Raw genomic sequence first — 26,400 nt, 5'->3', positions numbered from 1 at the left:
CGCCGACGAGCGCCTCGACGACGCGGCGACCCCACCCTGACCTGGCACTTTGTGGAAGCAGCGCAGTTATGGTAAGCAGCGCCTCGAAAATGTGTGCAGCAGTCTCATGATCCCTGAGAGTAACGGCCGGTCCGACCTCACGGCCGGTGACTCCGGTATCGCCCCGTCATGACCTGGGACACTTATGCCAGTTATGCACCTAAAGACCGCAATGTGACCTAATGGGGGTCACGCCTCCCCGTATGCCTCGCCGCCCAGCTCGAAGCGGGCGGTCCCGGCGGTCGCGTCCGCGAGCCAGGACCGGAAGGCGTCCACGTCGGAGTCCGGGAGGCCGATCTCGATCGTGACCGCCTCGGCGTAGCGCACGTCCCGCACCATGCGCCCCGTGGAGCGCAGGTCGTTCTGGATCTTGCCGGCCCGCTGGTGGTCGACCGTCACCGTGGCCAGCCGGAACCGGCGGCGGGTGAGCGTGCCGACGGTGTCCAGTGCCTCGCCGACGGCGCCGCCGTACGCGCGGATCAACCCGCCCGCACCGAGCTTGACGCCGCCGTAGTAGCGGGTGACGACCGCGACGACGTACCGCATGTCACGGCGCAGCAGCATCTGGAGCATGGGGACGCCCGCGGTGCCGCCGGGTTCTCCGTCGTCGCTGGCCTTCTGAACGGAGGCGTCCGCGCCGATGACGTACGCCCAGCAGTTGTGGGTGGCGGCGGCGTGCTCCTTGCGGACGCCGGCGATGAACTCCTGCGCCTCCCGCTCGGTGGCCGCCGGGGCGAGCGCGCACAGGAAGCGGGAGCGGTTGATCTCGGTCTCGTGCACACCCGCGCGGGCGACGGTGCGGTACTCGTCCTGCATCCGGCCAGCCTATGCGGCGCCCCGGGGCACGGTCATCGCGGTCAGCAGGGCGGTGCCGGGGGTGAGGTCCGGCCAGCCGGCGCCGCGCCAGGACAGTACGGCGATCGCGGAGGTCGGGAACTTGGTGCGGACCCGGTCGAGCGTGTCGTCCACGCCGTCGCCGGCCAGTGCCACGACGAGGTCCGCCAGGCCCGGGTTGTGGCCGATCAGCAGCAGGGTGCCGACGTCGGCGGTGACCTCGTGCACCACGGCCAGGAGTCCGGGGACGTCGGCGGCGTACAGACGCGGTTCGTACCGGACCGGCACAGCCGTGTCCCACTGCGCCGCCGCCAGCTCCCAGGTGTCGCGGGTGCGGACGGCGGTGGAGCACAGCACGAGGCCGGGCAGGCCGACGGTCTCGGCGATCACGCGTCCGGCGGCGGGCGCGTCCCGGCGGCCGCGCGCGGCCAGCGGGCGGTCCCGGTCGGCGACGCCGTCGGGCCAGGCGGACTTGGCGTGCCGCAGGACGACCAGCCGTCGCACCCGTCCCGTACCGGTGTGCCCGGCCACCCCTGTCGCCCCACTCACGCCGGGGATCCCAGATCTCGGGCGAGGTCGAGGCCGAGCAGCCGGTCCGCGTAGACGTACGTCTCGAAGCGGGCTCCGTCCGGCAGGTCCGGCGCGGTCTCCACGTCCCGCAGCACACGGAGCACGCCGACCGCGTCCAAATCGTCCTCCCAGGCGGTGCGCAGGTCCGCGCGCACCTCGTCGGGGATGGGCCGCGAGGGCCGGTGCGCCCAGGCGGCGACCGCGCCGCGCCACCGCGCGAGGGTGCCGGCGGCGTCGTCCAGGACGGCCGGGTCGAGCCTCAGGGGGCTGCTCCTGGGGTGCGCGAGCAGGGCGAGACGCAGAACGGTCGGGTCGGTGGGGCCGGTCGAGGCGGTGCCGTCCGGTGCGCCGGGGCCTTCCGGATGGACGGGCGCGACGGCGACCCGGACTCCGTCGGGGGTCTCGCCGCCCTCGCTCACCACGTGCAGGACCTGGGCCTCGCCCAGCCCCGTGCCGGCGTCCCGGCTGTCCTCGAAGGGCCGTACGCCGAGGGCCGCGCCCGCCGCGCGCAGTTCGGGCAGGTCCCGTTCGCCCACGAGCAGCGCCCACACCGGGGTGCCGCCGAGTTCCAGGGCACGCACGAGCAGGTCCGCGACGAGCAGCACCCGCAGGTTCGTCGGAGCGAATCCGCGCGTGTGGGCCTCGACGCGGGTGAGGCCCCGCCGGGCGGGGGTGGCGTCCATGGGTTCGCCGGTCCGGGCGTCGGTGATGCGCAGCACGAGGCGAGCGTAGGCGCACAAGCGGGCCCGCGCAGGCATCTCGCACGCTTTCGGGGCCGCCGTGGCTCCGGGACGTACCCGTGACCCGGGATTCATCGCGCTGCCGTGCCCTGCCGGTCGAGCCGTCCGGGGGCAGGGCCGGGCAGGAATCCGTGACCGTGGCCGCTCGTGTCCTCCCCACGGGCTCGGTTTCACCTTCTAGGGAAGCGCCTGTCCCGCGGCCAGGACTTCGTCGTCCCGTACGGGCTGCCCGGTCCAGGAGCCGTCCTTGCCCGAAGCGCCGACGGCGGGCGGCAGAAAACCCGAAAAGCGGGCCGCCTCTTCCGGAGTGGGGAAGGGCACTCCGCGGCGGTGGGCCTGACGGGCGAAGATGCCGGCGTCCAGGAGACTGTCCGGCGTACCGGCGTCCATCCACGTCACGCCGGGGCCCATCCGGACAAGACGGGCCCGTCCTTCGGCCAGGAAGCGACGGTTGAGGTCGGTGATCTCCAACTCGCCGCGGGCTGACGGGGTGAGCCCGGCGGCGTACCGCACGGCCTCGTTGCCGTAGAGATAGAGGCCCGTGACAGCGAGGTCGCTGCGCGGAACAGCGGGCTTCTCCTCCAGGTCGAGCAGCCGGCCGTCCGGAGCAAGGGCGGCGACGCCGTAACGGTGCGGGTCGGGAACGCGGCTGCCGAACAGGGTGCAGCCGTCCAATCGGGCGATCTCCCGGCGTACCAGTGCGGCCAGGTCGGGGGCGTGGAAGACGTTGTCGCCGAGGGCAAGGGCGACGCGCTGGTCGCCGATGAAGTCCGCGGCGACCAGCAGCGCGTCGGCGAGGCCGCGCGGCGCGGTCTGCACCACGTACTCCAGGCGCACTCCGAGGCGACTGCCGTCGCCGAGCAGGGAGCGGTAGGCGGCCAGGTGTCCGGGGCCGCTGACGACGAGGATCTCCCGGACACCGGCCGCCATCAGGACGGCCAGGGGGTAGTGGACCAGGGGACGGTCGTAGACGGGCAGCAGATGTTTGGAGGTGACGGCGGTGAGCGGGTGCAGGCGGGTGCCGGAGCCACCGGCCAGCAGGATGCCGCGAATGCCGGGCGTGCCGCTCCGGCCTGCCGCACCACTGCGGTGAACCGTGCCGTTCCGGCCTGGCACGGGCCGGGTTCCGTGTCCGTCGCGGCCGGTCACGAGGCCACCACGGTGTCGGCGGAGAGGGTCCGCGACGACTGCCACCAGTCGTGGTTCCGGGCGTACCAGCGGGTGGTGGCGGCCAGGCCGTCGGCAAGGTTCCAGCGGGGGCGATAACCAAGTTCTTCGCGAATCTTGCTCCAGTCGAGCGCGTAACGGCGGTCGTGGCCCTTGCGGTCGGCAACGTACTCGATGCGGTCGGGGCCTTCGCCGAAGAGGGCGAGCAGTCGCTCGGTGAGGGCGCGGTTGGTGAGCTCGACGCCGCCCCCGATGTTGTAGATCTCACCGGCCCGGCCACGCTCCAGCACCAGCTGGACACCCCGGCAGTGGTCGTCGACGTGCAGCCAGTCGCGGATGTTGAGGCCGTCACCGTAGAGCGGGACCTTGCGGCCCTCCAGGAGACGGGTGGCGAAGAGCGGGACGATCTTCTCGGGGAACTGGTAGGGGCCGTAGTTGTTGGTGCAACGGGTGACGCGGACGTCAAGGCCATGGGTCCGGTGGCAGGCGAGGGCGACGAGGTCGCCGGCCGCCTTCGAGGCCGCGTAGGGCGAGTTGGGACGCAGGGGGTGGTTCTCGTCGGCGCGGCCGGTGGCCAGGGAACCGTAGGTCTCGTCGGTGGACACGTGGACGAAGACGCCGACGCCGTGCCGGAGGGCGGCCTCGACCAGGGTCTGGGTGCCCTGCACGTTGGTTCGGACGAAGGCGGCGCCGTCCGCTATGGAGCGGTCGACGTGCGACTCGGCGGCGAAGTGCACCACCGCGTCCTGGCCGCGTACGGCCAGGTCGGCGGCTTCCGGGTCCTCGACCCTGCCCCGGATCACCCGTAGCCGGGGATCGCCGCGGTAGGAGCCGAAGTTCTCCGGGCGGCCGGCGTAGGTGAACGCGTCCAGGACGGTGACCTGGGCGTTCTCGGCTCCGGGGTACTCACCCCCCAATATTCCTCGGACGTACCGGGAGCCGATGAATCCCGCTCCTCCGGTGACCAGAATGCGCATCGGAATCGATGTTCCTTTCCTCAGGGTTCGGGCTGTCCTCGACACCGCGGCTGTGCGGGAAGACCCACCGCTGGTAGGTCCAGTAGCGGAGGGCGGTTCCCAGGGCTACGCCGACGACGTTGGCGGAGACGTTCTTGGCCGTCACCGAGTCCAGGCCGAGCACGTAGACGGTGAAGCCCAGGCAGAGCAGGGACACCCCGGTCGCGACCACGTTCGCCAGGACGAACAGTCCCAATTCCCGGGCCCGGCCACGGTGCGGCCGGTCATCGAACGTCCACTGCCGGTTGGCGGTGAAGGAGAACGCGGTGGCGGCGAGCGCGGAAAGCGCCTTGCCGGTGAGGTGGCCGCCGTCGCCGAACATCCACCACATCAGGTTGGCGCCGCCGGCGTCGATGGTGAACGCGACGCCGCCGACGGCTGCGAATCGGGCCAGTTCTCCCAGTCGGCCGGGCAGCCTGCCGGTGAGCCGGTGGCGTCGGCCGACGCAGCCGTGGCGTCGGCGCCCCCCTGGTCCACCTCCCGGCACCCTCCCCGGCCGCTCGGCTTCGGTCGTGGTCATCAGGCACTCAGCCGGGCCGTGGCCCGGTCACCGATGACGAGCTGGTGCCCGACGGCCGGTTCCGGCCTACGGGTGACCCGGGCGTCGCGGCCGATCACGGAGTCGCGCAGGCCGCGCACTCCGGTCACCCAGGCCCCGTCGAAGAGGACCGAGCTCTGGACGGAGGCGTCCTGAACCACGCAGTCGGGGCCCACGGAGACATCCGGACCGATGACACTGTCGGCGACGACGGCATTGTGGCCGATGATGACGGGGCCGACGATCCGGCAGCGGGTGACGTCCGCACCGGGGGCGACCACGGCGGGTCCGCTGATTCGGGTCTCCTCGTCGACGGTGCCTTCGATCAGGGTCTTGCAGCCGGAGAGGAGATACCGGTTGCAGGCAAGCAGCCCTTCAGGGCGGGCGGCATCGCCGCAGTAGCCCCGCGCGGCATGACTCCGCACCCGGTAGCCGTGTTCGCCGAGCCAGAGCAGGGAGTCGGTGAACTCCAGGGTCCGGTGCCAGGAGGGGCGCAGCGCGGAGACGGCCTGATGGACGGCGGGGGTGAAGAGGCAGACGCCGGTGAGCGTGCCAGCAGCAGGCCCGCCGGGTCCGTCGGCCGGGTCCAGAATGCGGGGGGCGGCGCCGAGCGGGCCGGGCTCCAAGCTGCCGAGCCGGGCGAGCGCGTCGGTGTCGACCGGGCCGTCGGCTCCGGCGTCGACCATGACCAGGGCATCCGGGCGGCGGTCGTGGAAGTCGTGGACCAGGGCGGGCAGGGCCTGGTGGGTGACGGTGTGGCCGGGATGAAGAAGGAAATCGTCGTCGCCCAGCCAGCCGCGGGCGTCGCGGACGGAGTGCGCGAGGCCGCGGCGGTGCGGCTGGTGCAGATAGGTGAGGCGGACGCCGAAAGCACGGCCGTCGCCGAGGGACTGGTGGACGGCGCCTCCGTCGGGTCCGGTGACCACCGCGACGTCGGTGATGCCGGCGGCAGCGATCTCCCGCAGGATGTGGTGGAGCATGGGCTCGTTGGCGAGCGGGGAGAGCTGCGAGGGGGTGCCGGCAGTGACCGGCCGGAGGCCGCGACTGCTGTGCCCGGCGGTCATGAGCGCTTTCAACGTCATCGGGGCTGACTCCTCATCGGGCAGGCGTGGGGGCTGGGGCCGGGGCGGGAACCTCGCTCTCGTCGGCAGCCCGGTCCTCGTAGACCGTGTAGTGGCCGTCCGGGTGGGTGCGGTCCTGGAAGGGCCGCATCGGGGAGCGGTATCCACGGTGGGCAGGGCTGGACTCCCAGGTCTCGTAGGCGGCGCGTCCGCTCCAGCGCATGACCAGGAGCCAGGCGTCCGGGTCCGCCGTGTCGTGCAGCAGTTCCAGGCCGGTGAGGCCGGGGACGCCGGCCAGGTCGCGGCGGGCCCGGGTGTAGGCGGCGTACAGGGTGTCGGCGTCGGTGGTGCGGTGGCGGACGTGCACGTGGAGCGGTGTGGTGGTCGTCGGGGTCATCGGCGTGTCCTCTCCTGCTGCCAGACGCTCAGCACGGCGCGGCGTACCAGGGCGCGGGGCAGGACGGTGGCGAGCAGGGCCTTGAGCCGGTAATCGCGGCCGGGGACGCAGAGCGGCCGGCCCGCCTCGACCGCGGCCAGGGCCTGCCGGACGACGTCGAGCGGATCGAGGTTGCGGCCGAGCCGGCCCTTGGCGCCGGAGCCCTGGTGCAGGCCGGTACCGACCGAGCCGGGACAGACGGCGGTGACGTGCACGCCGAGGTGGGTGGTTTCGCAGTGGACGTTCTCGCTGAAGGCGGTGACGAACGCCTTGGCCGCACCGTAGGCCGCGCCGCGGGGGACGGGCAGGAAGCCGGTCATCGACGAGACATTGACGATGCGGCCGGCACCGCGCCGGGTCATGGCGCGGGCCGCGGCGGCGGTGAGCCGCACGGTGGCCTGGACGTCGAGGTCGACCAGGGCGGCCTGGTCGTCGGGGTCCTGGTCGGCGATCGGGGCGATCCGGCCGAGCACTCCGGCGTTGTTGACCAGCAGATCGACGGCGGGCAGCCCATCGGCGAGGCGCTCGGTGACCTTGGCAAGCTCCTCGGGGCGGGTGAGGTCGGCAGGCAGCACCTCGGCGGTGACGCCGTGCGCGGCGGTGAGTTCCTGGGCAAGGGTGCGCAGCCGCTCGGCGCGGCGGGCGACCAGGACCAGGTTCTGGCCGTGGGCGGCGAGTTCGCGGGCGAAGGCCTCGCCGAGCCCGGAGGACGCGCCGGTGACCAGCGCAGTGCGGCGGGACATGGTGCTCCTCTCAGCTCCAGGCGGTCGTCAGCGCGGCCAGGTTGATCAGCAGGCCGAGCACGCACAGGGAGCTGCGGACGGCGTTCCAGCGCTGCCAGTCGCGGCGCGGGTCGGCGTTGTCCCAGTCGTCCGGCATGGTCTGCGGGGTGAGGGTGACGATCCAGCGGTTGATCGGGACGGTCTTCGTCACGGACACGGTCATCACGCCCAGCAGGACGACACCGGCGAGGCCGTACAGCAGCCGAGCGGTGCCGGTGGGCGCGGTGAACGCCAGCACCGCGTCGATCAGCGCGCTGGCGGCCAGCGTCACCGGCATGAACGGGTCGTAACGGGTCGCCAGGAAGCGGTGGGCGTGGACGTACCCCTCGGGTGACAGCGACATCAGCAGCGGGACGCCGCCCAGCACGGTGCCCGCGAAGACACCGGCCGCGACGCCGTTGCCGGCCAGCACCAGGGCCATCATCAGTTCGATCACGGTGTTCTCCTCCTCGGTCCGCCTCAGCGTCGGTCGGCAGGCTCGACGGGGGGTCGAGAGGCGTTGGGGCCGCCGCTGGAGAACGCCTGGACCGGCACGCGAGGCGTCTCGGGCAGGGTGGCGGGCCGACCATGCCGGGACTCGTCCCGGCCCTGCCGAAAGGAAGTTGGACCGACCGTGTTCACTCAGATCCTGGGCAGCGTCACCCTGCTGGGCACCGGAATCGTCGCGGGCGTCTTCTTCGCGGTCGCGGTGAGCGTGCTGCCCACCCTGTTCGCGTTGACGCCGGACGACTACGTGGTGACGCACCAACTGCTGGGCAAGGGCTACCACCCGTACATGCCGCTGATCGTCACCGCCGCGCTGCTGGCCGACGTGGTGCTGACCGTGGTGGCGCCGACGACCGGGCTTCGACTCCTGTTCGCCGCCGCCGCGCTGCTGCTGATCGGTGTGCAGGCGGTGTCGCAGTTCGGCAACGTGCCGATCAACAAGGTGGTGGCGACGATGCGGCCGGGCGCGCTCGGCGCCGACTGGCCGGACCCGCGCCCGCGCTGGAGGCAGTGGCACGTCGCGCGCACCGCCTGCGCGTTCGGCGCACTGGGGCTCACCAGCGTGGCAGCGGTCCTGCTGCCCTGAGGCCGGACGTCGGCTCCTCGCGTTTCCTTTCCCTGACCCCAACTGGAGGTACTCCCATGTCCTTCGTCACTTTCGGCTCGGTGCTGGCCCCCGGCGCCTCCGGGCGGCTCGGCGCCGCGCTGCTGCCGCCCGTGCTCGACTCGGGTGGTCCTGTGCTGTCCGCCGCCGTTTTCGTCCGCGGGGAGTTGCTGCTCCAGGCGTTCCAACTGCGCGAGGAGTACGAAGATCCAGCCGCGGTACTGGCAGGGCTGCCGGAGGTGGCGCGGTCGGAGGAGCGCATCGCCCCGTTCCTCGCCGAATCCGCCGATGCCTCGGCCGGGCTCGCGAAGACGCTCCGCGGGCGGCTGATGCGGCGAGTGCAGCAACGGGTGGTGAACGCGGTCCCGGCGGCGCTGTCGGCGATCCACTACCCGGTGCGTGCGGGGGCCGCGGACGCCCTCACCCAGATCTTCACGGCTGTCCGCCCCGAGACCCGCCCGATGCTCCGTGACGACCGGGGCGGCACCAGCGGCGCCCTGCACGGCGTGGCGGTCTTCGTCGTCGGCCGGCACATGGTGCGGGTCGTCGCGTACGACGGTGACGTGGCCGATGTGGCCCGGTACATGGCACACCGGCCGGGCCGCCCGGCGATCGAGGAGCGGCTCTCGCCCTACCTGGAGGAGTACGGGGACACCGCAACCCCGGAGGGGTTCATGGCGGTCTTCGCCGAACGGTCCATGGAGCGGCTCGCGCTGTCCTCCCCGGCGCCTCCCGTGGTTGCCGGCGAACCCGCGGCGGAACTGCTGTGACGGCGCGGATCCTGATCGCGGGGGCCGGGCCCAGCGGGCTGCTGTGCGCGGTGGAACTGGCCGCGCGCGGCGTGCCGTGCCGGGTGGTGGACCGCCGGCCCGGCCCCGCGGCGGGCTCGCGCTGCCCGACGCTGTGGCAGCGCAGTCTGCGGGTGCTGGCTGCGGCGGGCATGCGCGTGGAAGCGGTACGCCGTCTCGGGGTGGCGCTGGAGCGCAAACGGTTTTTGATCGCGGGCGCCGACATCGAGGTGGACCTGCGCACCGGTGACGGCCCGTTCGACACCCCGCTGCTGGTGCGCCAGGGGGAGTTGGAGCGGCTGCTCGCGGGCCGGCTGGCGGCACTCGGCGGCAAGGTCGAGTACGGGGTCGAGCTGGTGGAGGTGCGGCGCGGGGGCGAGGCGGCGGGCGGCGCGAAGGCCGTGCTGCACGGGCCCGCCGGGGCCGAGGAGGTCTCGGCCGACTGGGTGGTGTGCGCGACGGGCGCCGGCGGTTCGGTCGGCGGGGCGCCGGTACCGGCCGGGGAGGCGTCAGCCGGTATGCGTTGGCTGCTCGCGGACGTGCAGGTGGCGGCCGCGGACAGGCCCGCGCCCGGTGTCGAGCACATCCTGCGCGACCGGGGTGGGCACGGCGGTCTGGTGCCGCTGCCCGGCGGCGGTCACCGGCTCTTCCTCGCCCTGCCCGACGAGTGGGCCGGGCAGGGCGGCCGTACGCCGTCTCCCGGCGAGGTCGCCGAGGCGGCCCGGCGGGCCGTCGGGGTGCGGTTGACCGGGGCACCGCGAGCAGTCTGGTCGGTACGTCCGCGCAGTTGGGTCGCGCCGTCGTTCGTCGACGGCCCGGTCGTGCTGCTCGGCGACGCGGCACGTTCCTTCCCGATGCCGGTGCACGGGCTCAACACCGGCCTGCAGGAGGCCGCCAATCTGGGCTGGAAGCTGGCCAGGGCGGCGTTCGCCCCACCCGCGGCCCGGGCCGTGCTGCTTGCCACCTACGACGCCGAACGGCGAGCGGTGGCCGATCAGGTCCGGGTCCGGACCGAACGGGTCCTGGGCTACGGGGCGACCGTGCCGCTCGAGGTGATCCGCGACCGGCTGCTGGCTCGCGTCTTCGAGCTTCGCACGGAGCCGGACGCCGCCTGTGCGCCGGGCCCGCTCACCGCCGCCGGCGGCGAACTCGCGGGGCTGCCCGCCCCGGACTGGGCCACCCACGCGCCGGGGCCGGGCTGGCGGGTGGCGCTGCTGCGCGGTGAGACCTCTCCGGGAGCGGGGACGGGTCCAGGGCCCGGCGTTGGCCCCGCGGCGGGCGCACTGGCGGCCAGGTTCGGGCTTCCTCTCGTGGCCTGCTCAGCCGGGCCGGGCACCCCGGTGGCCCCGGACCCGGGCCCACGGCTGCTGCTCGTCCGCCCGGACGGCTACGTCTCCTTCGACGGTCCGGGTGACGGACTCAGCGCTCTGGAGGATCACTTGGAGTCCGTGCGGGACTTCCTCTGAGTCCACCGCACGCGAGCACGGTGGAAGGGCCCGGCCCCGGTTTCCTGCGAAACCGGGGCCGGGCCCTTCCACCGTGCTTCTCACGGGTGTTCAGTAGGCGGTACACACCCGGTAGATCCCGTACGGGACACGCATCCGGGTGTCCTGGAAGGGGCGCAGCGGCGACGTGCTGTCCCGGTGCGAGGCGCCCTGCTCCCAGGTGCGGAACGCCTCCTCGTCGCGCCAGCGGCTGAGCACCACGAAGCCCCGGGTGTCGGGCAGGGAGTGCAGCAGTTCGTTGCCGAGCATTCCGTCGACCTTCGCCATCTCCCGGCTGACCTGGTGGTAGGCCGCCTCGATGGCGTCCTCGTCCGCCGTCGCGTGGTATACGAGGACTCGCACTTCACCGGCCGACGCGGCACTCACCGGGCCGCCTCCCACTCTTCGTGCGAGCGGTGCGTGCCGGCCGGTGCCACCCGGGCGACAACCTGCATGGTGGCCATGGAGCCGGCGCTGCGGTACGGGTGCAGCTGCTGCCGGTGTTCCAGGTGACGCTCGCTGGTCTCGAACCGGCGGAAGCTCGGCTCGTCGGTCCAGTCGCTGAGTATGTAGTAGATGTTCTCCTCGTCGGTGGCCCGGGCGAGGGTCTGGCCGAGGCTGGCCGGGTGGGAGGTGACCGAGTCGCCGATCGCCAGCCAGACCTTCTCGAACTCCTCCTCCATGCCCGGCCGGATCTCCATCCGGAGCATGACCCGGTAGGACGCCTTGGCGGGAGCGCCGGCCTCGGTCGGCTCCGCGGCCTCAGTGGGTGCGGTCATCAGGAGATACCCCCGTCGACGTTGATCGTGGCGCCGGTGACGTAGGAGGCCAACGGGCTGGCCAGGAAGAGAATGGCCTGGCCGACCTCGGCGGGGGTGCCGAGCCGGCCGAGCGCGGTCTTGGCCTCGTACCGTTCGCGCATCTGCTGTCGTACGCCCTCCGGCATGGCGTGCATCGCCTCGGTCTCGATGACGCCGAGGGCGACGACGTTGACACGGATGCCCCGTGGGCCCAGTTCTTTGGCGAGTGAGCGGGTCAGGCCGGTCAGAGCGGCCTTGGAGGCGGTGTAGTGGGCGCGGGTGGGGATACCGACCTCGGCGGACTTCGAACCGATGGATATGACCGAGGAGCCCTCGTGCAGCAGCGGCAGGGCGTGCTGGACGATCAGGTACGAGGCGGTGAGGTTGGTGTCGATGACACGGTGCCACTCCTCGAGCGGCAGCTCCGCGTACGGGATGTGGCTGATCGCACCGGCGTTGTTGACGACGAGGTCGAGCCGGCCGAGCCGGGTGGCGCACTCGGCGAGCAGGTTCTCGATCTCGGCGGGGTCCGTGAGGTCGGCCCGCAGCACGTGGTGGTCGCCGCCGGTCTCCTTCAGCTCGGCGCGCAGCGACTCGACGGCTTCGCTCTCCTGCCGGTAGCAGGTGACGACGTCGACGCCCGCGCGGGCGAGGGCCAGCACAATGCCGCGACCCACGCCGCGGCTGCCGCCGGTGATCAGGGCCTTGCGGCCGTTCAGCTGGAGGTCCATGGGGTGTGGCTCCTCGGGTTCAGGAGGCTGCCGCGAGCGCGGCAGCCTCGACCTTCTGCTTGATGAGCGCCATCTGACCGGCGCTGTTGGTGTTGAGGCGGCGGGTCATGGCCTCGTCGTCGACGGGGGCCTGCGGCTTCATCTCGAAGTCCTGCACCCAGCGCATCCGCACGCCTCCGGGGACCTCGGTGTACTCCCAGAACAGGGACATGTACTTGAAGACGCCGGTCTCGACGCGGTGCGCACGGACGGTACGGGTGGCCGGGTCTGCGGTGCGTTCGGAGACCCAGCTCCACACGGTGCCGTTCTCGTCGGGGTGGAGGGCGAGGCGGAAGCGGACGGTGTCACCGCTGCGGGAGAGGACGTCGGCCGCGGCGTACTCGCTGAAGAGCGAGGGCCAGCCGGCGACGTCGTTGGTCATCTTCCAGACGATCTCCATCGGCGCGTCGATGACGACGGCGTTGTCGGTGTGGCCGGCCATGTCACGCTCCCGCCGGGGCGAGGCTGCCGTTGACGTAGGCGATCACAGCGGCCGGGGTGGGCAGCTCCTGCGCCGCCTCCTCGGGGATCTCGACGCCGGTCGTCCGCTCGATCCGGCCGAACAGTTCCAGGACGGCGAGCGAGTCGTAACCGAGGTCCTCGAAGCCGCGCTCGGCGGCCTCGGCGTCGAGCACCACGCCGTCGTCGACGCCGGCGCATTCGATCATCATCGTGTACAGGTCGTTCAGTTCGAGACTGGTCACAGGAGTCCTTCCCTTCGAAAGTGGGTGTTGCGGAGCGGGGTCATGCCGCGCCGACGACGAGGGCCGATGCGAAACCGCCGTGCCCACGTGCCACCACCAGCACGTGGCGCAGCGGGAGTTCGCGGGGCCGGTCGACGACCAGGTCGAGGGCGTAGTCGGGGTTCGGGCGGCCGGTGCCCGCGGTGTGCGGGACCACGTTGTCGCGCAGGGCGAGCAGGGCGGTGGCGACGTCCAGCGGTGCGCCGCCGCCGTAGAGGCGTCCGACGAGGGACTTGGGGGCGGTGACGGGGACTCCGTTCGGGCCGAAGACCTCGGCGAGTGCGCGGGCTTCGGCCGCGTCCTGCGCAGGGGTGCCCGAGCCGTCCGCGAAGACGGCGTCCAGGTCGGCCGGGGTGAGGCCGGCGTCGGCGAGGGCGCGCCGGATCACTCCGGCGAGGACCGGTGGCCTGCCGTCCCCGGCCGCCGCCGAAACGTTGTCGTACGGGTCGAAGCCCGCCGCCCAGCCCTCGATGACACCCCAGGCACGGCTGCGGCCCCGCTCGCGTGCCGCGTCCGCGCGTTCGGTGATCAGGATCGCACCGCCCTCGCCGGGGACGTGGCCGGCCGCGTCGGCGGCGAACGGGGTGTAGGCCCGGGCCGGGTCCTCACGCGTGGACAGCTGTCCGTCAGCGATCTGCGCGACGACTCCGTACGGGCAGAGTGAGGAGTCGGTGCCGCCGGTGACGACCAGCCGGGAACCGGTACGCAGCAGGCGCCGGGCCTGCGCGATGGCGTCCAGGCCGCCGGCCTGTTCGGCGCAGACGACGCCGCACGGGCCGCGCATGCCGTGCCGGATGGAGATCTGTCCGGTGGTGGCGGCGTAGAACCAGGCGATGGACTGGTAGGCACCGACCCAGGAGGGCCCCTGCCGGTACAGGTTCTCCATCTCGTTCTGGCCGAAGGCGGTGCCGCCGGAGGAACTGGCGGTGACGACGGCCATCTCGTACTCGTTCAGCGCGGCCGGGTCGACCTCGGCGTCGGCGAGCGCCGCCTCGGTGGCGGCCAGCGCCAGATGGGTCCAACGGTCGGTCTGCGGGACGAGCCTGCCGGGCACCTGGCCGCGCGCCTCGAACCCCGAGACCTCCCCGGCGACGGTGACGGGGTAGCCGGACGGGTCGAAGGCGGTGATACGGCCGAGCCCCGACTTGCCGGCGAGAACGGCCTGCCAGTGGTCCTCAACGGTCAGGCCGGTCGGCGCGACGACGCCCAGGCCGGTGACCAGGATCCGCGTGTCGGTTCCGGTGTCGGTTCCGGTCGTGACGGCGGTCGTGCTCATCGTCCTGGCGGTGGTGTTCAAGCCGCCTCCTGGAGAGTGCGGGTGAGCACCATCGCGCTCTGGAAGCCGCCGAATCCGCTGCCGACGCTGAGGACCGTGTCCATGGTCTGCTCACGGGCGGTGAGCGGCACGTAGTCGAGGTCGCACTCGGGGTCGCGGTGGTGCAGGTTGGCCGTGGGCGGGACGACCTGCCGCTGGAGTGCCAGCGCGCAGGCGGCCACCTCCAGCGAGCCGATCGCACCGAGCGAGTGCCCGATCATCGACTTGATCGAGCTGACCGGCACCTCGTGGGCGCGAGCGCCGAGGCTGCGCTTGAAGGCGGCGGTCTCGTGCCGGTCGTTCTGCTTGGTGCCGGAGCCGTGGGCGTTGATGTAGCCGACGGCGGACGGATCCAGGCGGGCCCGGTCGAGCGCGAGGGTGATCGCCTCGGCCATCTCACGGCCGTCCGGCTTGAGACCGGTCATGTGGTAGGCGTTGCTGCGGTTGGCGAACCCGGCCAGCTCGGCATAGATCCGCGCGCCGCGGGCGAGGGCCGCCTCCTCCGGCTCCAGGACCATCACGGCCGCCCCCTCGCCGAGAACGAAGCCGTCGCGCCGCGCGTCGAAGGGGCGCGAGGCATGGCCCGCGTCGTCGTTGTTCGGTGAGGTGGCCTTGATCGCATCGAAGCAGGCGCTGGTGATGGGCGAGAGGGGGGCGTCGGTGGCTCCGGCCAGGACGATGTCCGCGGAGCCTTCCTCGATCAGCTGGGCGCCGTGCGCGACAGCGTCCAGACCTGAGGTGCAGCCGGTGGAGACGAGGGCGACGGGGCCCTCGGCCCCGGTCACCCGGGCCACCTCGACGGCGAGGGTACTGGGCACCATGTGGCCGTAGAGGTGAGGAACGCCGTACCGGTGGTCGACGTGGTGCAGCCGGCCGCCGTCGGAGAGCACCCGGTACTCGTCCTCCAGACCGGTGGTGCAACCGACGGCGCTGCCCAGGCTGACCGAGCGGCGACCGGGATCGATGCCGTCGAGATCCAGGCCGCTGTCGGCGAGGGCCTCGCGCGCCGAGACCACCGCGAACTGGCCGGCCCGGTCCATCCGCCGGATCTCCTGCGGGGACAGACCGGCCGCCGCCGGGTCGAAGTCGACCTCGGCCGCGATCCGGGAGCGGAATCCGGAGGCGTCGAAGAGGCTGATCGGCCGGGTGGCGGTGCGGCCCGAGGAGAGCAGGTCCCAGAACGCCTCGCGGCCCACCGCCGCCGGAGCGACGACGCCGATGCCGGTGATGACGGCACGCCGGCTCATCGTGTTCCGCCCACGTCGGGATTGACACCGTCCGGGTTCAGCGGCTGTTCCGTGTCGACGTGGCCGAGCTCCGGCCGCGGAGCGAGCGGGGAGAGGTGGAAGACGACGTGCGCCTTGACAGTGCCGGTGTTGACCAGCCGGTGCCGCACCGCGATCGGTACCAGGAGCGAGTCGCCGGGACCGAGCGGAACGGGGTGACCGTCCAACGTCATCTCCAGCTCGCCGGCGACGACGTGCAGGAACTCCTCGGAGTACGGGTGGTAGTGCTCGGTGATCCACTCACCAGGTTCCAGCCAGAGCACGCCGCCGAAGCCGGAGGCGCAGCCGGTGGTCCTGGGGCTGAGGGTCACCCGTATGTCGCCGCCGCGCTTGGTGTTGGGCACGGCGTCGGAGACGTTGATCCTGCCGGGCGGAGCCTGTGTCATCGCTGGACCCCCTGCTGCGGGGTCCAGGTGTAGAAGGCGGACGCCATCGCGTCCTTGGGTTCCTGCCAGTTCGGGTCGTAGGGCGAGACGAGCTTGGCGAGGCGGGTGTTGATGTCCTCGTAGAGCGGGTGGCTGCGGGCCTTGTACAGGTTCGGGGTGATGTCCTGGTCGGCCTCGACCAGGTGGAAGTAGAGGTCGTGGAAGGAGAACAACGTACGCCGGGAGACCCCGACCATGTGGGGCAGTTCAGTGGAGTCGGATGCGGCGAAGACGTCGGCGATGTCGCCGGTGGTGTCACCGGCGAGCTTGGCGACGATGAGAGTGCGGTGCAACGCGGGCCTCCTGGTTGGGACCGTCGGGTGGTCTTCAGCGGTGGCAACCGTCGCAAGGGGGGCTGGAAGACGGCTCGAAAGTTCCTGGACAGCCGGACGGGCGGACTTCTCGGAACCGGATCGATCGATTCTCCAGGCGGACTCGACCGCTTCGGCAGATCATGGTCCGGGCGTCGGCCGCCACGGCGCCTTCCACAGACCCGTAGGAGCGACCTTGACCGCCGTGGATCTGGGCCGGCTTCAGTTCGCGCTGACCGCGTTCCTCCATTTCTCTTTCGTCGTGGTGACGTTGGGCCTCGCGCCCTTCCTCGCCTACCTCAACAGCCGGGCGGTGTTCACCCGGAAACCGGCTCTGCGCCCCGTGTTCGACCGGATGACCCGGTTCTGGGGTCAGGTCTACGTGATCAACTACGCGCTGGGCATCGTCACCGGACTGGTGATGGAGTTTCAGTTCGGGCTGAGCTGGACGGGGCTGTCCCGGCTGACCGGCGACGTCTTCGGCACGACACTCGCGATGGAGACGATCGTCGCGTTCTTCGTCGAGTCCACCTTCCTCGGGGTATGGATCTTCGGCTGGCATCTGCTGCCCCGCTGGGCCCACTTGCTCTCGTTCTACGTCGTGACGGCCACCGCCTACGCCTCCGCGTACTGGATCATGGTCACCAACGGCTTTCTGCAGAACCCTGTGGGCTTCGCCAAGCGCGACGACGGCACGATGTACCTCACGGACCTGTCCGCCCTGCTGACCAACGAGGGCGCGCTGCCTGCCCTGTACCACCTGGCGGCAGCGTCGCTGGGAGTGGGCGGCTTCCTGGTGGCCGGGGCGAGCGCCTGGCACTTCCTACGCGGTACCGACGACCCCGAGGTGTTCCGGCGCTCGCTGCACGGGGGTGTCGCACTCGGCCTGGGCGGTGTCTGGCTGGCCGTGCTGAACGGTTTCACCCAGCTGTCGTTCATCGGCGACCAGGAAGGAAAGTCGGCCGCCGTCCACGGTGACGCCGAGGCGCTCGCCGCCTATCAGGCCGAGATGACCGAACTTCTCGGCCCGGGCGACTGGGCGCCGCCGGAGTGGCTCAGCACCGCCTTCATGACCATGCAGATGGCCGGCTATCTGGCTTGGACGATCGCGTTCGTCGCCGCTTGCTTCTTCTTCCGCCGCCGCATCGAGCAGAACAGGACCATGCTGCGCATCCTGCTGTGGACGATCCCGCTGCCGTTCGTCGCCGTGCTGTGCGGCTGGCTGATCCGCGAGATGGGCCGCCAGCCGTGGGCCGTCTACGGCGAAGTCGCCGTGAAGGACGCGCTGTCGGACATCTCGGCCGGTTCGATGCTCCTCTCGCTGATCGCGTTCGTCAGCGTGTTCGCGGTGCTCGCCGTCATCGACTGGGTGCTGATCGCACGGACCGTCCGGCGCGGCACCAGCCGGATGTTCCTGGGGCTGACACTGGGCGACAACCCGGAGGGCAACGGCCCCACCGGTGGAGACGGCTCACGGGCCGAGCGGGACGAACAGGGGCGCCGTACCGCCTCGGACACCGACGCCGGCACGCTCTCCCCGCTCCCTCCGTTGTGATGCGCGGCGCCACCGCTGTGCCGCCCGGCTTCCACCGCCCCGGAAACAAGAAGGAATGACCATGGACGTCCTCTGGCTCTGCGTGCTCGGGCTCATGCTCGGCGGATGGTTCGTGCTCGACGGCTTCGTGATCGGCTCCGGCCTGCTGCTGCGCCGCCTCGGCCGCACGCCCGGTGAACGCCGCACCGTCCTGGCCGCCGTCGGCCCCTACTTCCTGGCGGGCGAAGTGTGGCTGGTGGTGTCGGCGGGTGTGCTCATCACCGCCTACCCGGAGCTGGAGAAGAGCACCTTCACCGCGTTCCGGCCGGTCGTGGTGGTGCTGGTGTGCTGCTGGGCGCTGCGCAGCGCCTCGATGTGGTTCCGCGCCCGGCGCCCGGACGAATCCTGGCGGCGGCGCTGGGAACTGCTGCTGGCCGTCTCCTCGGCGGGCTTCGCCGCAAGCTGGGGTCTGTTCCTCGGCAACCTGGCGCAGGGGCTGCCCGAGACCTCCGGCCAGGTTTCCTCGGGCACGCTGTTCGGTCTCGTGCCGGTATTGTGCGCGGCCGCCGTGCCGATGCTGCTGGCCGTGCACGGTGCCGCGTTCACCGCGGCACGGACCACCGGGGAGCTGTCCCGTCGGGCGGCGGCGGAGGCGAAGCGGCTGGTCGTTCCGGTGCTGGTGCTGCTCGGGGCAGCCGTCGCCGCCGGAGTGCCGCTCGCTGACGGAGTGACGGCTCCCTGGGCCGCGGTCACCGTCGCCGCGGCGGGAGCCGCCGCGGTGGCCTGCGCCGGCCCTCTGCTGGGCCGTGGCTCCACCGCCGCGGGCTTCGCCCTCACGGCGTTCGCCGTCACCACCCCCCTACTCTCGGTCGGCGCGGGCACCGCCCCGTCCCTCACCGGGCTGGCCGCACCGGCCGGTGTCCTCGACTCGCTCTCCGTCCTGCTGCTGCCCGCGCTGGCCGTGGTGGTGTTGGTGCAGATGTGGGTGCTGTGGCTGTTCCGGCACAGGGTCGACAAGCGGACCATCGCCTTCTTCTGACGTCCGCACGCCACGGACCTGCCTCTCGGGCCGTCCCCGCGCCGAGCGCGTGGGGACGGCCCGCCCGTTTCCCCGTCCCCTTGCCCGTCCGCGTGTCCCGATCCCTTGTCCGATCCCGCGTCCCGATCCCGAGGAGTTGTCCAGCATGGCCAGGTATGCGATGCTCCCGTCCCCCATGGCGGGCCACGTCAACCCGACCCTGCCGATGGCCGCCGAGCTCGTCGCCCGCGGCCACCACGTCACCTACCACCTGCCCGAGGAGTTCCGGCCGCAGGCAGAGGCGGTGGGCGCCCGGCTGGCGCCGGTCCGGCTGCGCGAGCCGCACGGCTACCGTCGTGAGCCCGACCCGGTCGCCCGGTTCGCCAAGGTCCCGATGTGGCTGGCCGCCGAGGCCGAGGACGTCCTGCCGCACGTCCTGCGGGCCGCCGAGGAGCACCGCCCGGACGCCATTGTCTACGACATGACGTGCGTGTGGGGCAGACTGCTCGCCCGGTTGCGGTCCGGCCCGGCGGCGATGGTGGTCGGCAGCTACGTCGGCAACGACCACTTCTCCCCCGTGCGCACCCGTCACTACGCGGCCATGAAGGAGCATCTGGTGTCCGGCTTCGCCGAGACCGGCCGGGTCGTCGCCCGGATCAACGCCCGGCACGGTCTGACCGTGCGCCCTCAGGAACTGTTCGCCCGCGACGAGCAGCTCGTGCTCGTCGTCATGCCGCGTGCCTTCCACCCGGCCGGCGAGACGTTCGGCGAGCCGTTCCGGTTCATCGGCGCCTCGCTGCGTGCGGAGGCCCGGGGCACCTCGCTCTGCCCGCCGGTCCCGCCCGGCCGCCGTCTCGCCTACGTCTCCTTCGGCACCGTGGTGGAGCTGACGGACGCGGTGCTGTCCGCGCTGCGCGGCACGTTCGACGGCACCGGCTGGCAGGTGCTGCTGGCTACCGGTGAGCGGGCGGTGGACGCCGCCGCGCTGCCCGGCCACTTCACAGTGCGCCGCTCGGTCCCGCAGTTGGAGGTGTTGCGCCGGGCCGACGTGTTCGTCACCCACGGCGGCACCAACAGCGTGATGGAGGCGCTGGTCCACGAGGTGCCGATGGTGGTGGCGGCCCTCGCCCCGGAGCACGCCATCACCGCCGACCAGGTCGAACAGTTGGGCCTCGGCACCCGGATCGACCCGGACAAGCTGGACGCGGCCGGGCTGCGGTCGGCGGTCGGGGCCGCCGCGGACAATCCGGCGGTACGGAGGGCGCTGGCCGCCATGGGCCGGGCGACCCGGGAGGCCGGCGGCGCGGCGGCCGCGGCTGACGCGCTGGAGAAGCTCGTCGCCCGCTGAGTCCCGCACGTGAACGCACGAAGGTGTCCTGGCCCCTCGGAGGGGCCAGGACACCTTCGTGCGGGCGCCGGAACCGGACGGATTCAGCCCACCCGGCGTACTTCGCGCGAGGCCCAGATGCCGCCGCCGGCCGCGAGAACGGCACTCGCCAGCAGTACGGCGGTGATCCAGCCGGCGCTCGGGGTACCGAGCGACAATCCGCGGGCAGCCTCGACGGCCTGCGTCAGCGGGTTGGCCGTGGCCACCGCGCGGGCACCGGCAGGCAGCCCCGCGAGGGGCACGAACGCGCTGGAGACGAAGGCCAGCGGGAAGATCACCACCATGCCGAAAGTCTGGAGCAGTTCGGGGTTGCGGATGCGCGCGCCGAGCCCGAGGAAGACCCAGGACAACCCCCAGCTGACCATCAACGCGACCAGCAGCGCGGCCGTCGCGCCCAGCGGGCCGCCAGGCCGATAGTCGAACAGCACGACTCCGACCACCACCAGCACCACGAGCTGGAGGGCGTTGCGGGCTGCGGCGTACAGGCTCCGGGCGGCCAGCAGCGCGAGCAGGCTGACCGGCATGGTGCGCAGTCGGCTCACCAGGCCCTCGCGCAGGTCGTCGGCGAGCGCCACCCCGGCCCACACGGTGGCCTGGGTAGTGGTGGTGACCAGGAGGGCGGGGAGCAGGTAGTCGATGTAGCGCACTCCGTCGGGAAAGTGCGGGGAGTCCGCGAGGGTGCGGAACATCTGGCTGAACAGCGCCAGCATGATCAGCGGCTGGACGACGCTCACCACCAGCATCCTCGGATCGCGCAGCGAGCGCAGCAGCCGGCCGGTGAGCACGGTCACCTGGGTCGCGAGCGTGGAGCCCGGCCAGATGGGGCCGTCCGGTCCGGCCGCGGTGGATGCGGCGGGGGCCGAAGCCACGACGGCGGGGTCGGTGGGGGCCGAACCGGTGGCGGCGGGGGGTGTGGTCATGCCGGAGCGGCCTCCTTCAGGGGTACGGCGGCGGGTACGGTCGTGGACCGGGCGTCGGGCCCGATGAGGGCGAGGTACACGTCGTCGAGCGAGGGCTCGTACAGGGTGAGGCCGTCCGGGGCGATCCCGGCGTCGTCCAGGGCCCGCACGAGTGTGAAGAACTCCGCGGTGTCGGCGATCGGGGCGGTGATCCGGCAGGCCTCGGCAACCGGCCGCAGCCCGGCCCGCCGCACCACCGTCAGGGCGGCCGGCACCTCGTCCGGACGGGCCAGGGTCAACGCGGCCGTGCGATGGCCGAGTTCTGCCTTGAGCGCGGCAGCCGTACCGGTGGCCACGACCCTGCCCCGGGAGAGCACCGTCACGGTATCGGCGAGGCGGTCGGCCTCTTCCAGGTACTGGGTGGTGAGCAGCACGGTCGTGCCGTCCCGTGCCAGGTTCTCCACCAGGTCCCACAGGGCCTGCCGGCCGGCCGGGTCGAGGCCGGTGGTGGGCTCGTCGAGGAAGACCACCTCGGGTCGGCCCATCAGACTGCACGCCAGGTCGAGTCGGCGCCGCATGCCGCCGGAATAGGTGCGGGCCCCCCGTCCGGCGGCCTCGGTGAGCCCGAAGGCGTCGAGGAGTACGTCCGCGCGGGCGCGGGCGGCGGCCCGGCCGGCCCGAGCAGCCGGGCCACCAGAACCAGGTTCTCGACGCCGGTGAGCCGGTCGTCGACGCCGGCGAACTGGCCGGTGACACCGATCCTGCCGCGTACCCGGGCCGCGTCGCGCACCACGTCCAGACCGGCCACCCGGGCCCTGCCCGAGGCGGGCGGCAGCACCGTGGTCAAGGCTCGGACCAGGGTCGTCTTCCCGGCTCCGTTGTGGCCCAGCAGCCCGAGGACGCTGCCGCGGGGCACAGCCAGACTGACGCCGTCCAGCGCCGGGCGGCCGTCGAAAGTCACGCCGAGGCCGTCGGCCTCGATCATCAGGTCCGTCTTCGTCCGGCTGATCGTCACAGTGGTCGCACCCCCTCCTCCCCGGGCGCCGTGAGCGGCGCGGGCGGGGCAGCGATCCGTCGGGCCGAGCGCAGGGCGAGCGCGCCCATCGCGAGCAGAACCAGGCCGCCCGCGACGACGCTGGAGGCCAGAAGCTGCTGTGCCGGGCCGAGTTCGAGCGAGCCGACGTGGGTCCACAGGTCGTCGTCCTCGACACCGATGTTGGCGAGGAAGTACAGCTTGCCGTGGAGCAGCAGGGTGACGACGGCCGCGACACCGATGCGCGCCCAGGAGCCGCGCGCCCAGGTGTAGACGAGCAGGGTGGCCGGAAGCACCCACACCCAGTGGTGCGTCCAGGCCAGCGGGGTGATCATCGGGATGACGACGCCGATTGCGCACAGCGCCTCCAGCGTCAGCCCGCGCCGGTGCAGACCGACGGCGAGGGCAAGGGCGGCGACGGTGACCAGGGCGGCGGTCGTCAGCCACAGCAGGTCGGAGTCCAGTCCGGCGGCGCGGGTGACGACGCCGCGCAGCGACTGGTTGAGGACGTTGCTCGGGTGCTCGTGGACCCGCTCGGACGCCCACAGCACCTCGGTCCAGTACCGCCAGGCGACCTGCGGGAGAGTGGCGAAGCCGATGGCGACGGTGGTGAGGAAGGTGCCGGTGGCGACGGCTGCGGTGCGGTACTGCCGGGTCAGGAAGAGGTGGACGATGAAGAGTGCGGGAACCACCTTGACCGCGGCGGCCAGGCCGGTGCCGACACCGCGCCAGCGGGCGGCCTTTCCGGTGCCCTCCGGGTCGCGGAACAGGTCCCACAGGACCAGTCCCATCAGCAGCAGGTTGACCTGCCCGGCGGAGAAGTCGTGCTGCAGCGCGTCGAAGACCAGTGACAGCAGGACCGCGCCGACCGCGGCCAGCGTGAGGCGGCGGCGGAACGCCGTCCCCCGGCGGCCCAGGTACCACCAGAGCAGCAACTGGAGGCACATCATCTTGCCGACGTACCAGACCACCGCCGCCAGCCACTCCGGCACGACCGCGAACGGGATGAACAGGTAGGCGGCGAACGGCGGATAGTTGAACGGCGGGTCCGCGTCGTACAGCGGGCTGCCCGCCAGCATGTCGCGGGTGGCGTCCAGATAGATGTCCAGGTCGACGAGGAAGTACTCGGCGAGCTGGGGCTGGAGCACATAGCTGGTGGTGGCGTGCCAGCCCAGCTTGAGGAAGGCGACGCCCAGCATGACGGCGAGCACCAGCCCGGCCCTGCCGCCGAACCGGCCTCTGCTCCCGCTGTCCCCGCCGCTCCCTCCCCGCCCGGCCTGTACTCCTTCGCCGGTGATGACCGCAGTCACGTCGACTCCCCTTTCCGTATCCGGACATCCGATGTCCGGTGTGCGTTTCCGGTTCTTTCCTGCTCCGCTTGCCGGCTTTCGGAATGGCCGACTGTCCGTCGCCCCGACCGTCGCAGTGGCGCCTCGGCGAGCCCTGGAAGATCACTGGAACCGGCCGGCCCGGCCTCGGAGTCAGCCACGGCGCCAGCCGGTCGCGTCCCCTCGTCCACGCAGGGTGGCCGTGCGGCGGGTGAACTCCGCGCGCGCGGCCGGGTCGTGAGTGGTGTCGCGCAGGAGCGCTGCCGTCATCGACGTCAGGCGGATGCGCAACAGGACATCGAAGCCGGGCCAGGCAACGACATCGAACCCGACGGTCCGCGCCACCTGCCGGTAGTCGTCGGCACCGAGCCAGCCGAAACCTCGGTGAGGGATACCGAAGGCGGTGGCGAGGTCCCACTCGCGCGGTCCGTGGGCAACGTGCTCCAGATCGAGCAGAACCGCCGAACCGTCCGCGGCGCGCAGGTAGTTTCCCTTGTGCGCGTCGCCGTGGACCGGGCCGGGTGGCAGTACGAAGCGCAGTGTCCGGTACTCCTCACGCAGGTCCGCCACCCGGTCTCGGAGGAACTCCCGATCGGCGTCCGGGACGGGGGCGCCGGCGGCCCGCGCGAGGTGACCGGCCGCGTCGGCGAGCGGATCGAAGACGGGCAACGGTGGGGCGGTGTCGGCGGGCAGGTCGTGCAGGGAGCGCAGGGCCTCGGCGAGCGCGCGGAAGTCGGCCGTGCCTCCGGGATCCGACAGCGCCTGCCAGAAGGTCACCGCCCGGCCGTCGTGGAGGGCCGGTTCCGGCGCGTCGGACAGCGGTCGCACCGCCGGGAAGCCGACCCCGGCCAGCCAACGCGCGACGGCCAACTCCTTGCGCGCGCGCGGCAGGACAGCCCCGCGGGAGATCCGGACGACGACCGGACGGGCCGTCAGCAGGAATACGGCGTTCTCACCGAGCCTGAGCAGAGATGCGCCTGCCGCGTCCAGACCTGCCCGCGTGCAGGCGGACCGCAGCGTTCTGCGCGCCTCGGCCTCGGTGAGACCTGCGGTGGGTGTGTGCGTCCCGTCGATGACATCCATGTGTTCCTCTCGGAGCGAAGCGAACCGGTCCGGTGCCGCAAGCGGCGTTCACAGGGTGCGTGGACGCACTGGACGCGGCATGGGGACGGGGTGGTGCCGACGGAGTGTCAGGCAGGCCGGGGCGGGGCCGGGCACAGGCCGCTCGACCAACGCTGGGGCCGTGCTCGACCCAGGTGGGCCAGGATGGCCGCACTATGCATAAAGGACTGCTCGAGTCGGTGCGCTCCGACCACATCGTGCTGCGCCATCTCTCCGTCTGTCTGGCTGCCGCCGTCCTCGCCGGACTGTTCGTGCTGATCCAGGCGGAGTTGCTGGCAGGACTGCTCTCCGGACGCCACACGGGGCCGGTGTGGGCCGCGCTCGTCGGTGTCGTCGCCGCACGGGCACTGCTCGGGTGGGCGCAGGCTGCGGCCGCCGCGCGTACCGCGTCGGCGGTGAAGCGCGGGCTGCGCGCCCGCCTGACCGCGCACCTGAACCGGCCGGGGGCAGCCGCCCGGAGCGGGGAACGCTCGGGTGAGCTGGTCACTCTGGTCGGCCGGGGCCTGGACTCACTGGACGCCTACCTCACCGGCTACCTGCCTGCGGCGGCCGTCGCGGCTGTGGTGCCACTGGCCGTCCTGGTCCGGCTGACGGCCGCCGACTGGACCACCGCGCTGGTGGTGCTCGTGACGTTGCCGCTGATCCCGCTGTTCGGGGCACTGGTCGGCAGGCACACCAAGGCCGTCACCGAACGGCAGTTGCGCGAGATGACCCGGCTGGGCGGGCATTTCCTGGACGTGGTGCGCGGGCTGCCGACCTTGCGTGCCTTCGGACGGGCACCGCACCAGGCGACGGTGATCGCTCGGATGGCGCACGGGCATCGCACGGCGACCATGCGCGCGCTACGGGTCGCGTTCCTCTCCTCGCTGGTCCTGGAGCTGGCCGCGTCGCTGTCGCTGGCCCTGGTCGCCGTTCCCGTGGGGCTGCGCCTGCTCTCGGGGACGCTCGACCTCTCGACGGCACTGCTGGTGCTGCTGCTCGCGCCCGAAGCCTATCTGCCCCTGCGGCAGCTCGGCGCCCAGTTCCACGCGGCCATGGAAGGCGTGACGGCGGCCGATGCGGTGTTCCGGATCCTGGCCGACCCGGGCGAGCCCCGGAGCGCAGCCACCGACGCCGGCACCGGGAACACCGGCGGGCGGCTGTCCGTCCCTGCCGTCACCGCATCGCCCGGGATCCGGCTGACGGGTGTGACGGTCCGGCACGGCCCGGACGGCCCAGCCGCACTGGACGACGTCTCACTGGAGATCGCCCCGGGGGAGCGGGTCGCACTGGTCGGCGAGAGCGGCGCGGGCAAGAGCACGCTCCTGCGGTTGCTGATGGGGTTCGTGTCCGCAGAACGCGGAACCGTGCGGGTGGAACCGGCCGGACTCCCCCTGTACGTCCCGCAGCGGCCGCACCTGTTCGCAGGCTCCGTCGCGGAGAACATCCGGCTGGGGGCGCCGGACGCGAGCGAGGCGGAGGTGCGCGCAGCGGCCCACGCCGCCCACGCGGACGGGTTCGTGGCGCGGCTGCCGGACGGATACCGCACGCTGCTCGGTGAGCGCGGCGCCGAACTGTCCGCAGGGCAGCGGCAGCGCGTCGCGCTGGCCCGCGCGTTCTGCGCACCGTCGTCCGGACTGGTCCTGCTGGACGAGCCGACGGCCCGCCTGGACGCCGGGACGGAGGGTGCCGTGACCTCCGCTGCTCGCGCGCTGACCGCCGGGCGCACCGCGGTGATCGTGGCGCACCGCCCGGCGATGATCGCCCTCGCGGACCGGGTGGTCCACCTGCGCGACGGACGGATCGTGTCGGACACCCGGAGGCGCAGCACGCCGGGCCCGGCCGGCCGGAGGCAGGACGGCACGGAGCGGGAAGCGGCACCGGCGAGTGAGGGGGCACGGTGAA

The 26,400-nt window shown here is 72.4% G+C and carries 29 protein-coding genes and 1 pseudogene; 7 read left to right on the top strand and 23 right to left on the bottom strand.

The features are described from left to right. Nucleotides 1-228: 228 nt before the first annotated feature. The 10 genes from WJ438_RS34245 to WJ438_RS34200 all read right to left on the bottom strand — a co-directional run bounded on the left by WJ438_RS34245 (nt 229) and on the right by WJ438_RS34200 (nt 7,619). Complete coding sequence (locus WJ438_RS34245; protein WP_406728648.1) at nt 229-855, bottom strand: YigZ family protein; 627 nt, start codon at nt 853-855, stop codon at nt 229-231. A gap of 9 nt (nt 856-864) precedes the next feature. After that, entirely contained in the window at nt 865-1,422 is a 558-nt protein-coding gene (locus tag WJ438_RS34240; RefSeq protein ID WP_406728647.1) for a SixA phosphatase family protein, read from the bottom strand. Beyond that, nucleotides 1,419-2,201, bottom strand: coding sequence for a hypothetical protein (locus WJ438_RS34235; RefSeq protein WP_406728646.1), 783 nt, complete (start codon nt 2,199-2,201; stop codon nt 1,419-1,421). Before WJ438_RS34235 ends, WJ438_RS34240 begins: the two co-directional genes overlap by 4 nt. A 159-nt stretch (nt 2,202-2,360) precedes the next feature. After that, nucleotides 2,361-3,299: a sugar nucleotidyltransferase gene (locus tag WJ438_RS34230; RefSeq protein ID WP_406728645.1), complete on the bottom strand. Its 939-nt coding sequence runs from the start codon at nt 3,297-3,299 to the stop codon at nt 2,361-2,363. Between the two features lie 29 nt (nt 3,300-3,328). Continuing rightward, nucleotides 3,329-4,327 (bottom strand): dTDP-glucose 4,6-dehydratase, encoded by a 999-nt coding sequence (gene rfbB, locus WJ438_RS34225; RefSeq protein WP_406728644.1) that lies wholly within the window; start codon nt 4,325-4,327, stop codon nt 3,329-3,331. After that, nucleotides 4,257-4,886, bottom strand: coding sequence for a GtrA family protein (locus WJ438_RS34220; RefSeq protein ID WP_406728643.1), 630 nt, complete (start codon nt 4,884-4,886; stop codon nt 4,257-4,259). Before WJ438_RS34220 ends, rfbB begins: the two co-directional genes overlap by 71 nt. After that, nucleotides 4,886-5,986, bottom strand: coding sequence for a sugar phosphate nucleotidyltransferase (locus tag WJ438_RS34215; protein ID WP_406728642.1), 1,101 nt, complete (start codon nt 5,984-5,986; stop codon nt 4,886-4,888). The genes WJ438_RS34220 and WJ438_RS34215 overlap by 1 nt, the downstream gene beginning before the upstream one ends. A gap of 13 nt (nt 5,987-5,999) precedes the next feature. Further along, nucleotides 6,000-6,362, bottom strand: coding sequence for an antibiotic biosynthesis monooxygenase family protein (locus WJ438_RS34210; protein ID WP_406728641.1), 363 nt, complete (start codon nt 6,360-6,362; stop codon nt 6,000-6,002). Then, on the bottom strand, nt 6,359-7,144 hold the full coding sequence (locus WJ438_RS34205; protein WP_406728640.1) for an SDR family NAD(P)-dependent oxidoreductase: 786 nt from the start codon (nt 7,142-7,144) through the stop codon (nt 6,359-6,361). Before WJ438_RS34205 ends, WJ438_RS34210 begins: the two co-directional genes overlap by 4 nt. Before the next feature lie 10 nt (nt 7,145-7,154). After that, nucleotides 7,155-7,619 (bottom strand): anthrone oxygenase family protein, encoded by a 465-nt coding sequence (locus tag WJ438_RS34200; protein ID WP_406728639.1) that lies wholly within the window; start codon nt 7,617-7,619, stop codon nt 7,155-7,157. Nucleotides 7,620-7,796: 177 nt separating this feature from the next. Here WJ438_RS34200 and WJ438_RS34195 point away from each other — a divergent pair, with 177 nt between their 5' ends. From WJ438_RS34195 to WJ438_RS34185, 3 genes are read left to right on the top strand one after another with little or no spacing between them, the layout of a single operon-like run. Next, nucleotides 7,797-8,255 carry an anthrone oxygenase family protein gene (locus tag WJ438_RS34195; protein WP_406728638.1) on the top strand — a complete coding sequence of 153 codons (459 nt, stop codon included), beginning with the start codon at nt 7,797-7,799 and terminating at the stop codon, nt 8,253-8,255. A gap of 56 nt (nt 8,256-8,311) precedes the next feature. Beyond that, nucleotides 8,312-9,043: a SchA/CurD-like domain-containing protein gene (locus tag WJ438_RS34190; RefSeq protein ID WP_406728637.1), complete on the top strand. Its 732-nt coding sequence runs from the start codon at nt 8,312-8,314 to the stop codon at nt 9,041-9,043. Continuing rightward, nucleotides 9,040-10,527 carry an FAD-dependent monooxygenase gene (locus tag WJ438_RS34185; RefSeq protein ID WP_406728636.1) on the top strand — a complete coding sequence of 496 codons (1,488 nt, stop codon included), beginning with the start codon at nt 9,040-9,042 and terminating at the stop codon, nt 10,525-10,527. Before WJ438_RS34190 ends, WJ438_RS34185 begins: the two co-directional genes overlap by 4 nt. A 90-nt stretch (nt 10,528-10,617) precedes the next feature. On the opposite strand, the gene WJ438_RS34180 is transcribed toward WJ438_RS34185, so the two are convergent. The 9 genes from WJ438_RS34180 to WJ438_RS34140 are packed head-to-tail and all read right to left on the bottom strand — an operon-like array spanning nt 10,618 to nt 16,177. Next, nucleotides 10,618-10,932: an antibiotic biosynthesis monooxygenase family protein gene (locus WJ438_RS34180; RefSeq protein ID WP_406728635.1), complete on the bottom strand. Its 315-nt coding sequence runs from the start codon at nt 10,930-10,932 to the stop codon at nt 10,618-10,620. After that, nucleotides 10,929-11,324, bottom strand: coding sequence for an antibiotic biosynthesis monooxygenase family protein (locus WJ438_RS34175; protein WP_406728634.1), 396 nt, complete (start codon nt 11,322-11,324; stop codon nt 10,929-10,931). The genes WJ438_RS34180 and WJ438_RS34175 overlap by 4 nt, the downstream gene beginning before the upstream one ends. Continuing rightward, nucleotides 11,324-12,076 (bottom strand): SDR family NAD(P)-dependent oxidoreductase, encoded by a 753-nt coding sequence (locus WJ438_RS34170; protein ID WP_406728633.1) that lies wholly within the window; start codon nt 12,074-12,076, stop codon nt 11,324-11,326. Before WJ438_RS34170 ends, WJ438_RS34175 begins: the two co-directional genes overlap by 1 nt. Nucleotides 12,077-12,095: 19 nt before the next feature. After that, entirely contained in the window at nt 12,096-12,557 is a 462-nt protein-coding gene (locus WJ438_RS34165) for an SRPBCC family protein (protein WP_406728632.1), read from the bottom strand. A gap of 1 nt (nt 12,558) precedes the next feature. Beyond that, the gene (locus WJ438_RS34160) at nt 12,559-12,819 is read right to left on the bottom strand and encodes an acyl carrier protein (protein WP_406728631.1); all 261 of its coding nucleotides are present in this window, start codon (nt 12,817-12,819) and stop codon (nt 12,559-12,561) included. Between the two features lie 40 nt (nt 12,820-12,859). Next, nucleotides 12,860-14,134, bottom strand: coding sequence for a ketosynthase chain-length factor (locus WJ438_RS34155; protein WP_406729894.1), 1,275 nt, complete (start codon nt 14,132-14,134; stop codon nt 12,860-12,862). A 17-nt stretch (nt 14,135-14,151) separates the two neighbouring features. Continuing rightward, the gene (locus WJ438_RS34150; protein WP_406728630.1) at nt 14,152-15,420 is read right to left on the bottom strand and encodes a beta-ketoacyl-[acyl-carrier-protein] synthase family protein; all 1,269 of its coding nucleotides are present in this window, start codon (nt 15,418-15,420) and stop codon (nt 14,152-14,154) included. Then, complete coding sequence (locus tag WJ438_RS34145; protein ID WP_406728629.1) at nt 15,417-15,845, bottom strand: cupin domain-containing protein; 429 nt, start codon at nt 15,843-15,845, stop codon at nt 15,417-15,419. Before WJ438_RS34145 ends, WJ438_RS34150 begins: the two co-directional genes overlap by 4 nt. Further along, entirely contained in the window at nt 15,842-16,177 is a 336-nt protein-coding gene (locus WJ438_RS34140; protein WP_406728628.1) for a TcmI family type II polyketide cyclase, read from the bottom strand. The genes WJ438_RS34145 and WJ438_RS34140 overlap by 4 nt, the downstream gene beginning before the upstream one ends. Nucleotides 16,178-16,400: 223 nt before the next feature. On the opposite strand from WJ438_RS34140, the gene WJ438_RS34135 reads away from it, so the two are divergent. The 3 genes from WJ438_RS34135 (at nt 16,401) to WJ438_RS34125 (ending at nt 20,095) form a co-directional block, all read left to right on the top strand. Next, nucleotides 16,401-17,750: a cytochrome ubiquinol oxidase subunit I gene (locus WJ438_RS34135; RefSeq protein ID WP_406729893.1), complete on the top strand. Its 1,350-nt coding sequence runs from the start codon at nt 16,401-16,403 to the stop codon at nt 17,748-17,750. 61 nt (nt 17,751-17,811) lie between these two features. Further along, the gene (locus WJ438_RS34130) at nt 17,812-18,768 is read left to right on the top strand and encodes a cytochrome d ubiquinol oxidase subunit II (protein ID WP_406728627.1); all 957 of its coding nucleotides are present in this window, start codon (nt 17,812-17,814) and stop codon (nt 18,766-18,768) included. A 145-nt stretch (nt 18,769-18,913) separates the two neighbouring features. Next, on the top strand, nt 18,914-20,095 hold the full coding sequence (locus tag WJ438_RS34125) for a macrolide family glycosyltransferase (protein WP_406728626.1): 1,182 nt from the start codon (nt 18,914-18,916) through the stop codon (nt 20,093-20,095). Nucleotides 20,096-20,178: 83 nt separating this feature from the next. Here WJ438_RS34125 and WJ438_RS34120 read toward each other — a convergent pair whose 3' ends face one another. The 4 genes and pseudogenes from WJ438_RS34120 to WJ438_RS34105 form a co-directional block, all read right to left on the bottom strand. Beyond that, nucleotides 20,179-21,054 carry an ABC transporter permease gene (locus WJ438_RS34120; RefSeq protein WP_406728625.1) on the bottom strand — a complete coding sequence of 292 codons (876 nt, stop codon included), beginning with the start codon at nt 21,052-21,054 and terminating at the stop codon, nt 20,179-20,181. Then, nucleotides 21,051-22,018 (bottom strand): annotated as a pseudogene (locus WJ438_RS34115) (ATP-binding cassette domain-containing protein). The gene WJ438_RS34120 and the pseudogene WJ438_RS34115 overlap by 4 nt, the downstream one beginning before the upstream one ends. A gap of 26 nt (nt 22,019-22,044) precedes the next feature. Continuing rightward, nucleotides 22,045-23,376 carry a glycosyltransferase 87 family protein gene (locus WJ438_RS34110; protein ID WP_406728624.1) on the bottom strand — a complete coding sequence of 444 codons (1,332 nt, stop codon included), beginning with the start codon at nt 23,374-23,376 and terminating at the stop codon, nt 22,045-22,047. Between the two features lie 171 nt (nt 23,377-23,547). Beyond that, nucleotides 23,548-24,477 (bottom strand): phosphotransferase enzyme family protein, encoded by a 930-nt coding sequence (locus tag WJ438_RS34105; RefSeq protein WP_406728623.1) that lies wholly within the window; start codon nt 24,475-24,477, stop codon nt 23,548-23,550. Between the two features lie 194 nt (nt 24,478-24,671). Between WJ438_RS34105 and cydD the strand changes: the two genes are divergently transcribed. After that, entirely contained in the window at nt 24,672-26,399 is a 1,728-nt protein-coding gene (gene cydD / locus WJ438_RS34100; protein ID WP_406728622.1) for a thiol reductant ABC exporter subunit CydD, read from the top strand. The last annotated feature ends 1 nt before the right edge of the window (nt 26,400 follow it).

It is taken from the genome of Streptomyces sp. GD-15H, from assembly GCF_045291515.1.
Taxonomy (GTDB): domain Bacteria; phylum Actinomycetota; class Actinomycetes; order Streptomycetales; family Streptomycetaceae; genus Streptomyces.
This window is presented reverse-complemented; position numbering and strand designations above follow the sequence as displayed.